Origin of the sequence: Parvularcula dongshanensis, from assembly GCF_014199615.1 — a bacterium.
Lineage (GTDB): Bacteria > Pseudomonadota > Alphaproteobacteria > Caulobacterales > Parvularculaceae > Parvularcula > Parvularcula dongshanensis.
This window is the reverse complement of record NZ_JACHOB010000001.1, coordinates 1,080,868-1,093,090: the sequence shown is the minus strand read 5'-3', so window position 1 is coordinate 1,093,090 and position 12,223 is coordinate 1,080,868. Positions and strand designations below refer to the sequence as shown.

7 protein-coding genes are annotated in these 12,223 nt (G+C 68.6%); 2 read left to right on the top strand and 5 right to left on the bottom strand.

Features of this window, described 5'->3' with window-relative positions; all coding sequences use genetic code 11:
- Positions 1-192: 192 nt before the first annotated feature.
- Together pepN and GGQ59_RS05285 are read left to right on the top strand one after the other, a co-directional pair.
- Positions 193-2,778, top strand: a complete 2,586-nt coding sequence (gene pepN, locus GGQ59_RS05290; protein WP_183816483.1) for an aminopeptidase N — start codon at positions 193-195, stop codon at positions 2,776-2,778.
- A 77-nt stretch (positions 2,779-2,855) separates the two neighbouring features.
- Positions 2,856-5,087: a PAS domain-containing sensor histidine kinase gene (locus GGQ59_RS05285; protein WP_183816481.1), complete on the top strand. Its 2,232-nt coding sequence runs from the start codon at positions 2,856-2,858 to the stop codon at positions 5,085-5,087.
- Here the strand turns inward: GGQ59_RS05285 and GGQ59_RS05280 are convergent.
- From GGQ59_RS05280 to GGQ59_RS05260, 5 genes are all read right to left on the bottom strand, one after another.
- Positions 5,084-7,849, bottom strand: coding sequence for a bifunctional [glutamine synthetase] adenylyltransferase/[glutamine synthetase]-adenylyl-L-tyrosine phosphorylase (locus GGQ59_RS05280; protein WP_183816479.1), 2,766 nt, complete (start codon positions 7,847-7,849; stop codon positions 5,084-5,086). The two genes, GGQ59_RS05285 and GGQ59_RS05280, sit on opposite strands and share 4 nt — an antisense overlap.
- A 43-nt stretch (positions 7,850-7,892) precedes the next feature.
- A complete protein-coding gene (locus GGQ59_RS05275) occupies positions 7,893-8,180 on the bottom strand; it encodes an HU family DNA-binding protein (RefSeq protein ID WP_183816477.1) in 288 nt (95 codons plus the stop codon).
- Positions 8,181-8,282: 102 nt separating this feature from the next.
- Positions 8,283-9,863, bottom strand: coding sequence for an ATP-binding protein (locus tag GGQ59_RS05270; RefSeq protein WP_183816475.1), 1,581 nt, complete (start codon positions 9,861-9,863; stop codon positions 8,283-8,285).
- 16 nt (positions 9,864-9,879) lie between these two features.
- Entirely contained in the window at positions 9,880-10,557 is a 678-nt protein-coding gene (locus tag GGQ59_RS05265) for a response regulator transcription factor (protein ID WP_183816473.1), read from the bottom strand.
- Between the two features lie 101 nt (positions 10,558-10,658).
- On the bottom strand, positions 10,659-12,188 hold the full coding sequence (locus tag GGQ59_RS05260) for a Do family serine endopeptidase (protein ID WP_221400869.1): 1,530 nt from the start codon (positions 12,186-12,188) through the stop codon (positions 10,659-10,661).
- Positions 12,189-12,223: the final 35 nt, after the last annotated feature.

Genomic DNA, 12,223 nt, shown 5'->3' with positions numbered 1-12,223 from the left:
CTCCCCGTCTAGCCCATATGCTGCGCGACGAAAGGGGGCCGCGACCCTAAGCCCCGCGTTCGCGGCGCCAATCGGTTCCGAGGGACCGTTCCGCGGCCACCCGCGAGCAGGATCCGCCGAGGGTGGTGAAGTGTGCGCGAGGCCTGCGCGCTTGGGCTTACGCACCTCGGCGAGTGAGACTAGGTCTCGATGATGAGAACCGACGCAGCCGCCCCGACCGTCAAGCACCTCGCCGACTACGCGCCGCCCGACTACGAGGTCGAAACGGTACGCCTGGTCTTCGCGCTCGATCCTCGCGAGACGGTCGTGACGGCGATCTTGAGCCTGCGTCGCCGCGAAGGCGCGGCGGACGACGCTCCCCTCGTTCTCGACGGAGAGAAGCTGTCCTTACGCGAAGTCGCGATCGACGGGCGGAACTTGGGCGCGGACCAGTACGAGGTGAGCGACAGCACGCTCGTCATCGCTTCTGTGCCCGCTGCCTTCTCCCTGACCACGGTCGTCGCCATCGACCCGCAGGCGAACACAGCGCTGTCCGGTCTCTACCTCTCTTCGGGCATGTTCTGCACGCAGTGCGAGGCGCAAGGCTTCCGCCGCATCACCTACTACCCCGACCGCCCCGACGTGCTGTCGCGCTTTTCGGTCAGGATCGAGGCGCCGAAGAGCGTTCCCGTCCTGCTTTCGAACGGCAACCCGGGCGCGAGCGGCGACCTGCCCGGCGGCCGGCACTTCGCCGAGTGGGACGACCCCCACCCCAAGCCCGCCTACCTCTTCGCTCTGGTAGGCGGCGACCTCGCCTCGCTCGATGACCGCTTCGTCACCATGTCGGGGCGCGAGGTGACCTTGCGGATCTTCGTGCACGAGAAGGACCTCGGACGCTGCGCCTACGCGCTCGACGCGTTGAAGCGGGCGATGCGGTGGGACGAGGAGGTCTTCGGCCGGCAGTACGACCTCGACCTCTTCATGATCGTCGCCGTCGACCACTTCAACTTCGGCGCGATGGAGAACAAAGGCCTCAACATCTTCAACGCCGCCTGCGTGCTCGCGAGCCCTGAGACGGCGACCGACATGGACTACGAGACGATCGAGGCGATCGTCGCGCACGAGTACTTCCACAACTGGTCGGGCAACCGCGTGACCTGTCGCGACTGGTTCCAGCTCTGCCTCAAGGAAGGCTTCACCGTCTTCCGCGACCAGGAGTTCTCCGCCGATCAGCGCGACCGCGCGGTCCAGCGGATCAAGGACGTCCGCCGCCTTTGGGCCCGTCAGTTCCCGGAGGATGCCGGCCCCCTCGCCCACCCGGTGCGGCCGTCGTCCTACGTCGCGATCGACAACTTCTACACCGCGACCGTCTACGACAAGGGCGCAGAGCTCGTCCGCATGATGAAGGCGCTGGTCGGGGCCGAGGCCTTCCGCGCCGGGACCGACCGCTACTTCGAGAAGAACGACGGCACGGCCGCCACCGTCGAGGACTTCGTCGGCGCGATCGAGGCGGCGTCGGGCCGCGACCTCTCGCGCTTCATGGCCTGGTACGCCGAGGCGGGCACCCCGGTCCTGCGCGTCGAGGAGTCCCGCGAGGCCAGCGGCAACGGCGTGACCCATACGCTGACGCTCACGGCGGAGGCCGGAAACCGTCCCGTGCCGGTCCGGCTGGCGCTCATCGACGAGGACGGCGAAGCCGCCTCGGAGCGCCTCGTCGAGGTCGAGGGCCACGCCAACGTCGTTACCGAAGGCGTGACCCCGGGTGCCGTCGCCTCGGTCCTGCGCGGGTTCTCGGCACCGGTTCGCGTCGAGCGGAACCTCAGCGTCGACGAACGGCTGAAGCTCGCGCGGGCGGACACCGATCCGTTCTCGCGCTGGCAGGCAGGCTACGCCCTCGCCGTCGACGCCGCCTTGTCGCTCGGCGGCCTCGGTGACCTCGAATCCCCCGAACTCGTCGCCGACGAGCTAGGGGCGGCGATCGCCAAGAGCGTCGAGAACGAGGCCTTCGCACCTGCCTTCCGGGCCGAAGTGCTGCGTCTGCCGTCACTCACGGACTTGGCGCGCGCCTCGCGCGTCATCGATCCCGAAAAGCTTCAACTCGGCCGCGAGGTGCTGCGCTCGCGGGTGCTGTCGTACTGCCGCCCGGTGCTGGAAAGCCTGCATGACGGCCTCGCGTCGGACGAGCCCTACGACCCGGGCGCGCTGCAGGCCGGGCGCCGGGCGCTGCGCAATGAGGCGCTGCGTCTCCTTCTGGCCGACGCGGACGAGGCGCCGGCACGCCGGGCCCTGCGCCAGGCCGAAGAAGCCGACAACATGACGGACGAGGCGGCCGCGACCGCCGCCCTCGCCCACGCGCCCGTGGCCGAGCGCGAAGCGGCGCTGGCCCGTTTCTACGATCGCTGGAAGGACGACGCTCTGGTCCTCAACAAGTGGTTCGCCTGGCAGGCGGCCTATACGGGGCCAGGGGCGCTCGAAGAGGTTCGAGCGCTTACGGAGCACCCTGCGTTCGACAAGGGCAACCCGAACAAGGTTCGTGCGCTGATCGGCGTCTTCGCGATGGAGAACCTGCCGACCTTCCACGCCGCGGACGGCAGCGGGTACGACTTCTTCTTCGACTTCGTGTCCGAACTCGACGGCAGGAATCCGCAGGTCGCCTCCCGGCTCCTGACGGCGACGGAGTCCTGGCGCAGGCTGGAACCGCTGCGGCGCGATTTGATCGAGAAGAAGCTGCGGTCGCTCGCGGAGCGCAAGGGCCTCTCCGACAACCTCTACGAGACGGCGCAGCGCCTCGTTTCCTGACGAATAGGTCAGAACGCGTCGTGACAAGTGCGCGAAGCAGCGTATGATTCCGTGTGGGCCAAAGCACGGAACGAGGGATGGGGAAGCCAGACGCGCGACGACAGCCAGGCGAACGGGTCCTGCCCACGCCGCGTCGCGTCACGGCGCTGACTCTGCTTGTCCTGGGCGTCTGCCTCGGTGTGCTCACCATGCGGGCGGTGATCGACACGCGCGCGGCGCGCAGTGCGCCCTTGGCGGACGTGCAACTCGCGGCCGTCGAGGCGGCTGACCGGCTGGCGGCCGCCCCGCCGATCACCCCTGGGGCCGCGCCGCCTCGGACCGCGAAGGCCATGCTCTCCACCGCGGCGGGGCCGGGCGGCATGGCCTTTCTCCTCGACGACGAAGGGCGGCCGCTTCTCTTCGGCGGCACGCCGGCCCGGTTCGATGTCGACCCTTCGGGCCTGACGCGGATCGAGGGATGGGCGCGCGTCGGCGATGAGCGGGTTCGCGTCGCTCGGCGGCCCGTCGCCGGCGGCCAGGAAGTGGTCGTGCTCCGCCCGGGCGGACCGGCGGCCTTCCCGCCCGTCTGGCTCCCGCATGCCCTGGCGGCGCTCGCTCTCACGCTCCTCACCGGCGCCCTCCTCGCGGCGCTCCGCGGTTACGCGGAACAAGCCACGCGCGACGCACGCGAGAAGGCGCTGCTGTTGAAGCGTTTGATGGGACCCGAGCGCGCGGGGTGCGGTATCTGGCGGGCCGACGGCGAATCGATCGAGCTGCCTGGCGCCCTCATCGCCAAGCTCGGCGGTCCGCGGGCGGACGTTCGGGTACGGAAGTCGGACGTTCGCGAGGCCTTCCACGAGCGCGATTCCTCTCGCGCGCTGTTGTTGACCTCGGGCTCCGAGGAGCTGAACGACCTGCGCTGCCGCGTGCGGTACGGCTCGGGCGACTGGCAATATGTTTACATGAGCGTGCTCACCCGCACCCCCGAAGTGACCGAAGGCATCGTCGTCCCCGTGTCCGAACGCGGCCTCGACGACGGCCGCTCCTCGCAGCTGATCCAGCGGCTGCGCGAGACGCTCGAAGCGATCCCGCAGGCCTTCCTCCTCTGGGACGCGTACGGACGGCTGGTCGCGTGGAACGACGAGTTCCGCATCATCTTCGAGGTGAAGGCCGGCGACATGCGCGAGGGCATGGACGCCGAAGCCCTCGCGGAGGTTTGCAGCATCGACGCGCGCTACCTGCACGACTACTTCGCCCCGCCGAGCGAGGCCTCCGTGCAGACCGAGGCGACCTTCCCCGACGACCGGGTCTTGCGGATCACGCGCCGCCGGACCTTGGGCGACGGCTGGGTCTGCATCGGCACGGACGTGACCGACGCGAAGGCCGATGCCGAGGCGAAGGCGATCCGCGAACGCGAGCTCCGCGCCACCGTCGCGGTCCTCAAGAAGTCGCGCCGCGAGCTGAGCGAGGCGATGGAGAGCTATCAGCTCGAGAAGGCCCGCGCCGAAGAGGCGAACCGGTCGAAGTCCGAGTTCCTCGCGAATATGAGCCACGAGCTTCGCACGCCGCTAAACGCGATCATCGGCTTCTCGGAGATGATGGAAGCGGAGTTCTACGGTCCGCTTGGGCACGACAAGTATGACGACTACGTCCGCGAGGTGAACAAGTCGGGCCGTCACCTCCTCGCCCTGATCGACGACATCTTGGACCTCTCGAAGATCGAGGCCGGCAAGCTCGAACTCAACTTCACCCAGATCGACCTCGAGCGGCTCCTGCACGAGGCGCTCCGCTTGATCGAACCGCAGGCACGCGCAGCCGACATTCACCTTCGCGCCTTCGCGACCGATCCCGTCCCCAGCGTCTGGGGCGACAGCCGCGCGATCAAGCAGGTGCTGATCAACCTCCTCTCCAACGCAGAGAAGTTCACACCGCAGGGCGGCTCGGTCACGGTGATGACCAAGATCGATCTCGACACCGTCACGGTGATGATCGCCGACACGGGCGTCGGCATCCCCCCGACCCAGATCGAGCGGCTCGGCGCCCCCTTCGAACTTCTCGAGGACCATTTCGCGACCAAGCGGCGCGGTTCAGGCCTCGGCCTCGCGCTGTCGAAGTCCCTGATCGAAGCCCAGTCGGGCATTCTCGCCATCGCCTCCGAGGTCGGGCGCGGCACCGTCGTCTCCTTCGTCCTGCCCCGCCGCCCCGGCGCGCCTGTGCGCCTGCCCTCGATCCTCAAAGGCGGCAGCACCCACGTGATGACGAAGACGCCGGACGCGCGGAACGGGTCCGCAGCCCACAACGAGAAGCCTCGCGCCTACGCGGCGAGCTAGGACGGAAGGACGACGTCCAAGGCGGCTCGCACCGCCGCCGCCGCCGCCTCGACCTCTTCGAGGACAGACCCGTCGATCCCGGGCAGTTGTCGTAGGCGGCGCTCTTGCGGTGCGGTCAGCGCCGCGGGCGGAACGGCGCCGAAGGTGGCGCGGCTGTACTGGGCCACGGCCTCGAAGAGGCTGTGCGCCCGGCCAACCTGCGCGGCGAGATCGGCGGAGAGCGCACCGGCGTCGGCATGGTAGGCGAGCGCCGCACGGGTGGCGCGGGGCGGCCGCTCGGCGCCCACCTGCCTGGTAAGGGCAAGGTACTGCGCGAGGAAGTCCGTATCCGTGAGCCCGCCCTCGATCCGCTTCACGTCGAGTGGGCTCCTGGGCGGCTGTCCCTCGAGGAGCCGTCCGCGCATGTCGCGGACGGCGGCCGCGACCTCTGCCGGGTCACGGGGCTTCGCCAGCACGTCTTCGATGACGGCTTCGACCTCCGTACCGAGATCGCCTTCGGTCAGGATGACCCGGGCCTTGGTCAGCGCCATCGCCTCCCACATCCAGGCCGCCTCGTGGTGATAGCGGTTGAAGGCCGATAGGGAGACCGCCGCAGGCCCCGCGCCGCCCGACGGGCGCAGCTTCATGTCGATCTCGTAGAGGACGCCCTGACCGGTCGGCGCGGAGAGCGCGGCCACGAGGCGGCGGACACGCTTCAGGACGGCTTCGGACGCTTCGGGCGGCCCGTCATAGACGAAGACGAGGTCGAGGTCCGACGTCACGGTCAGGCTGCGGACGCCGAGACGGCCGAAGGCGAGGATGCAGAACGGGGGCAGGTCGACGCCGGACGCCCGAAGGGCATCGCGGACCTTCTCCGACAGCAAGGTCACCGCCCCATCGGCGAGGTCGGAGAGCGCCGCGCCGACGGCGTCCGGGTCCGCCCGGCCCAAGGTCAGCTCGGCCGCATGCCGGAGGCGCCCCTCGGAGACGACCCGCCGGGCCGCGTCCATGGCGCCCTCCAAAGACGGCTCGTTCGGAAAGACGGGCGGCTCGTCGTCGCCGAGCAGCGCTTCGACCAGGGAAGGCCGCCCGGAGAGCTGCTGCGCGAGCATTGGTGAAGCCGCGCAGAGGGTTACGACGTCCTCTAGCGCTTCGGGGTGGGCGGTGAACAGGGAGAACAGCTGAACGCCCGAGGGCAGGCCTGCCAAGAGCTGGCTCATCCGTGCGAAGGCCGTATCGGGATCGTCGGTCCGCGCGGCGGCGGCGAGGATGTGCGGCACGAGGGCGGTCAGAAGCTCGCGCGCTCTGACCGATCGCGTCGCCGCGAGCGTTCCTTGGTGCCACCCTCGGACGGCCCCGATGATCGCACCGGCATCGGAGAACCCCATTCCGTTCAGCGTACCAACGGTTCGAGGATCGTCGTCCACCCCGGTGAAGACGAGGCTGCCCGGCGCGACTTGCTCGGCGCCAGGGACCTCGAAGAGATCGGCATAGGTGTCGTGAATGCGGTGGAGCGTGGCCGCGATGCCGGCGTCGAAGGCCGCGAGGTCCTCCTCACCGAAGAGGGTCGCCACCGGTCGCCTATGCGCTTCTTCGGCGGGCAGGGTTTGGCTCGCCTCGTCCTGCCGCATCTGGATGCGGTGCTCGACGTCGCGCAGCGTCGTGTAGTCCGTGGCGAGGTTCGCCGCGACGTCGGGCGCGACGTGTCCCGCCGCGCTCAACGCCCGCAGCGCGTCCAGGGTACCGCGGACCCGTAGGGACGGATCGCGGCCGCCGAGGATGAGCTGCTGGGTCTGGGCGAAGAACTCGACTTCGCGGATGCCGCCGGGGCCGAGCTTCACGTCGCCGCCGGGCACGCGGATGTCGGGGTTGCCGACCTTTGCGTGGATCTGCGCCTTGATCGCGCGGACGTCCGACAAGGCCCAGTAGTCGAGCGTGCGGCGCCAGACGAAGGGCCGGATCATGGCGAGGTAGGCGTCGCCGACGTCCCTATCCCCTGCGCAGGCGCGCGCCTTGATATGCGCCGCCCGCTCCCAGTTCTGACCGTACTGCTCGTAGTACCGCTCGGCCTGAGCGAGGCTCACGGCGACCGACGTCGAGGACGGGTCGGGACGAAGGCGGAAATCGGTCCGGAAGACGTAGCCGTCGGCCGTCCGGTCGCTGAGGATCGAGGCCAAACGCTGGACGATGCGGACCGCGACGCCCTTTGCGCCGAGGCGGCTCGCGGCGGGTACGTCCATGCGCTCGGCGTCGAAGACGGCGATGAGATCGATGTCGGAGGAGTAGTTGAGTTCCCGCGCGCCGAGCTTTCCCATCGCGATCAGCGTGATACCGCTGACGGAACCGCCCTGTGCATCGCCCGGGACTTCGGTCGAGGCCGAGCGGAGCGCCGCCTCGACCGCGGCGTCGGCGAAGTCCGAGAGGTCCGCGGTGACCTTCGACATGGACCAAAGACCCGAAAGGTCTCCAAGCGCTAGTGCGAGGTGCGCCTGTTCCTTCGCGCGGCGAAGGTCACGAGCCGCGTCACCGGCGTCTATGTCCGACAGGAAGCGAGTGCCGAGCGCGTCGTCTTCGGGGCGTTCCAGAACGGCATCGACGTCGTGCCGTTCCATCAGGCGCGCGAGGTAAGGTGCCGCCTCGGCGACGCCGCTCAGGAAGGACCGAAGCTGGCTGCCGGCTTGCCCAACCTTCGGCCCGTCCGAACATGCGCCCAGGCGGACGAGCGCTTCGGCTCGTCCCCTTTGGTCGATCTGGCGCGAGAGCGCTTCGCCGAAGCTCGTCATGCGTTCGGCGTTAGCCCGCTTAGGCGGGCTTTGCGAGCCTCGCTCAGCTGATGCCGGCAGCGGCCTTCAGGTTCGAGGACGGCTTGAAGCGCAGGGACTTCGACGCCTTGATCTTGATCTCTTCGCCGGTCTGCGGGTTCCGGCCCTTGCGGGCGGCGCGCTTGGTGATCGTGAAGGTCCCGAAGGTGCCGATGGTGTACTTGCCTTCCTTCTTCGACTTCTTGAGACCTTTCTCGATCTCGCCGAAGACGAGTTCGACCATGCGTTTGGCTTCGGCGTTGGTCATGTTGCCGGACTTCGCGACGTTCTCGACGAACTGGGCCTTGCTCATGGACTCTCTCCTGTTGGGGGCGGATGCCGCGTCCCGGAATGGAGCAGTGAGTCTGAAGAATTTGCAAACGCCTATTCACCAAACCCGCTTCGCAGAGCCGTTTCAGGCCTTCGCTTCGCTCAGAGCGCCATGGGAGGCCGGTTTGGACGGCTTCGGCTTCTCCGGCGCCGGCGGGAAGGCGATCCGCACGCCGAGGCCGTAGGCCGTGGGCGGTACGAGCCCCCGCGCGTCCGGATCGTGTGGCAGACCCCGCCCGATCGTCAGCTGCGCGTTGTGGCGCCGCGCGATCGCGGCGACCAGCGAGAGGCCGAGGCCGTTTCCGCTCGTCGAACGGCTCCGCTCCAGACGGACGAAGCGCTGGAGGATCCGTTCCCGATCCCCTTCGGAGACACCGGGGCCGTTGTCCATGACGGACAGGAGCACGCCCCCGCTCGGCCGCGGCACGACGGTCAGCTCGATCGCAGGATGCGTCTCGGTCGGTCGGCGCCCGTATTTGAGAGCGTTGTCGAGAAGGTTGGCGATCAGCTGACTGATGAGCTCCCGGTTGCCGAGTACGTCCGGCACACGCTCTACGTGGCCGTGAAGGGCGAAGCCCGCCTCGTCGGCGGCTGGCTCGTAGAGTTCGAGCATCTCCTCGGCGACCGCCGCGACGTCGACGGGCACTTTGGAGCCCCCGCCCTCCCCGGACTCGATCCTGGTGATAGAGAGAAGCGCGTTGAACGTGGCGAGCAGCCGCTCGACGTCCATGGTCGTCCGCTCGATCACCTCGTCCTTGTCCGCCTGCGGATCGCCCATCGCCGTCTCGAGGCGGGCCTTGATGCGGGTCAGCGGACTGCGAAGGTCGTGGGCGATGTTGTCCGAGACCTGCCGCATGCCGGTCATCAGGCGCTCGATCTGATCGAGCATGCCGTTGATGTTGGTCGAGAGGGTATCGAACTCGTCGTCCGAGCCCGTCAGCGCGACGCGTCGGCTGAGGTCGCCGTCCCTGATCGCGCGGACGGTACGGCCGATCGCATCGACGCGCCGGAGGAACGCACCGGAGTAGATCGAGCCGAGGACGAGCCCCAAGAAGAGCGTCACGCTGCCCAGACGCAGGATCGTGTTCCGCGCGTCCTGACGGATCTGGTCGATGTCACGGATGTCGCGGGCCGCGAGGATGATCGCCCGCACCTCCTTGCCGTCCGGGGTGCCGTAACGAAAGGTCGCGACGCGCCCGACGGCGGGGCGGCTCTCGGTGACCACCACGCCATCGACGACGGCCCGCGCGTCGTAGTCGAACTCGAACATCTCAGGCCCCGCGTTCAGGACCTCGCGCGGCGGGTTGATGAAGTCGGTCGAAAGGATGCGGATGGGCGGCCCGCCATAGACGACGAGGTAGAGCGCGTTGTCCTGAACGATCTTGAGGCGGTTCACCTCGTTGTTGACCCGGTTGAGGCCAACGAGGCCGTCCGAACCGGCGCTGGCGTTGACGCGGGCGAGATGGTTCAGCTCGCGGAACAACTCCTCGTCCAGGCGCTCCATCGTCTGCCCGATGGTCGATTCGTACACGAAGTATCCGATCCCCACGACCGATAGGACGAAGAAGGTCGTATAGATCAGCGTGTAACGGAACGCGGAGGTGCGAAGAAGGCGCGGGACGAGCCTGAGGCGCGTCAGCCGCCGCGTCTCCTCGCCCTTCGTCACAGCGCCTCGCTTCGGCTCAGTCTTCGTCGGTCAGCGTGTAGCCGGCGCCGCGGACGGTCTTCAGCAGAGGCTTGTCGAAGCCCTTGTCGATCTTGGACCGCAGGCGGGAGATGTGCACGTCGATGACGTTTGTCTGGGGGTCGAAGTGATACTCCCAGACGTTCTCGAGCAGCATGGTGCGGGTCACGACCTGGCCGGAGTGGCGCAGCAGGTACTCGAGCAGGCGGAACTCGCGCGGTTGCAGGTCGATCTTGCGACCGCCCCGGCGCACGGTCCGCGAGAGGATGTCCATCTCGAGGTCGGCGACCGAGAACTTGGTCTGGATGTTCTGCGGACCCCGGCGGCGGCCGAGCGCCTCGACGCGCGCGATCAGCTCGGAGAAGGCGTAGGGCTTGACGAGGTAGTCGTCCCCGCCCGCCTGGAGCCCCGCGACGCGGTCGTCGACTTCGCCGAGCGCGGAGAGGAAGAGCGCCGGGGTCTCGTCGCCCTCCTCGCGGCGCTGCTCCAACATGGAGAGACCGTCCAGCCCCGGCAGCATGCGGTCGATGACGTAGGCGTCGTAGCCGCCGGACTCGGCCATGTTCTTGCCGGTATCACCGTCGAGCGCGTGGTCGACGGCGTGCCCGGCCTCGCGCAGTCCCTTCACCACGAAGGTGGCTGCATCGGCATCATCCTCGACGACTAGAATGCGCATCGGGGTCTCCTCGAGTCTTCGTCCAAGTTAATCTTCAGGTCGGAACTAGTGCCGTTCGGCGCAAGGGAACAGGCCGGGGCGCAGGGCCCCGGCCGGAACGCTTAGCTGTCCGAGGTCACCGGCAGCGCGCGGAAGTCGAGCCCGCGGGCCGTGAGAACCCGGACGAGGACGGCTTCCTTGCCGCGGTCCCGCGCCATCTTCACGACGTCCTCGAGGTCGGAGAGGCTCTCGACCTCCCGGTTGTCGGCCTCGGTGATGACCATGCCCTCGCGAATACCGGCCTCCGACGCCTCGGAAGAGGGATCGACCTTGGTCACGAGGACCCCCGTCACGTCCTCGTCGAGCTGGTAGCGCGATCGCACCGCATCGTTGAGCGGGGCGAGCGTCACGCCGAGGCTGTCGGCGAGGCGGTCGTCGCCCTCGGGCTGGCCGCCCGGCGTCGTCGCGGAGGCGATCCGGTCGTCGTCGCGCCGCTCGAGTTCGACGTTGACGGTGCGCTCCTTGCCGTCGCGAAGGACACGAACCGGCACGCGCTGGCCCGGCGAGGCCCTGCCCACCGTCCGGGTCAGCATGGTGGCGGAGTCGATGTCCGTGTCGCCGAAGCGCAGGATGACGTCTCCGTCCTCCAGGCCCGCCTTGGCCGCCGGGGAGTCGTCCTGCACGGTGCCGACGAGTGCGCCGCGTGCCTCATCGAGGCCGACGGCGGAGGCCAGGCGATCGTCGAGGTCGGTGATGCCGACGCCGAGCCAGCCCCGGGTGACGCCGCCTTCTTCGATGATCTGGCGGGTGACTTCGGAGGCCGTGTCGGCCGGCACCGCGAGGCCGATGCCGACATTCGCGCCGGTCGGCGAGATGATGGCCGTGTTCACGCCCACGACGTTGCCGCGCAAGTCGAAGGTCGGCCCGCCCGAGTTGCCGCGGTTGATGGAGGCGTCGATCTGGATGAAGTCGTTATAGACTCCATCGCGCAGCTCGTCGCCACCGATCGCCGAGACGATGCCGGAGGTGACCGTGCCGCCGAGCCCGAACGGGTTGCCGACCGCGAGCACGTAGTCGCCTACGCGCAGGTCGGCGTTGGGCGAGAACTGAACGTAGCGTTGGTTCGAGGAAGGCTCGACCTTGAGGACCGCGATGTCGGTGGCGGGGTCGGTCCCGACGAGGGTCGCCTGAAGCTCGGTGCCGTCGTGCAGCACGGCCACGATCTCGTCCGCCCCGTCCACGACATGGTTGTTGGTGACGATGTGACCGTTGGCGTCGATGAAGAAGCCCGAGCCCTCACCCATCGCCTGACGCGGTTCGGCGGGACCGTTTCCGCTGAAGCGGTCTCGGAACTGATCGCGGAACTGCGGCGGCAGCATGCGCTCGAACTCCGGCGGGAGGCCCGCCATGGTCGACTCTTCGAGTGTCTGCGTCGTGCGGATCGAGACGACGGCGGGGCTCACGTCCTCGACGAGGTCGGCGAAGGAGAGCTGCTGTATGAAGCCCGGATCCGGCCGCATCAGCTGCGGCTTCGCTTCCCGAGGCGCGTCGTTCTGCGCGGAGGCGAACTGAACGCTGCCGACGCTGAGCGCGCCCAGGGCGAACGCACCGGCGGAAGCGAGAAGGGTCTCACGGCGGGCAGAAGTGTTCATAAAGTAAGCCGTTTCTTTGGGTTGCACTGAACGCA

Excerpts from the sequence above, each read along its gene's own strand:
- GGQ59_RS05265 (WP_183816473.1), bottom strand. The coding sequence starts at position 10,557 with ATGCGCATTCTAGTCGTCGAGGATGATGCCGATGCAGCCACCTTCGTG.
- GGQ59_RS05285 (WP_183816481.1), top strand. The coding sequence starts at position 2,856 with ATGGGGAAGCCAGACGCGCGACGACAGCCAGGCGAACGGGTCCTGCCC.
- GGQ59_RS05275 (WP_183816477.1), bottom strand. The coding sequence starts at position 8,180 with ATGAGCAAGGCCCAGTTCGTCGAGAACGTCGCGAAGTCCGGCAACATG.
- GGQ59_RS05260 (WP_221400869.1), bottom strand. The coding sequence starts at position 12,188 with ATGAACACTTCTGCCCGCCGTGAGACCCTTCTCGCTTCCGCCGGTGCG.
- pepN (WP_183816483.1), top strand. The coding sequence starts at position 193 with ATGAGAACCGACGCAGCCGCCCCGACCGTCAAGCACCTCGCCGACTAC.
- GGQ59_RS05280 (WP_183816479.1), bottom strand. The coding sequence starts at position 7,849 with ATGACGAGCTTCGGCGAAGCGCTCTCGCGCCAGATCGACCAAAGGGGA.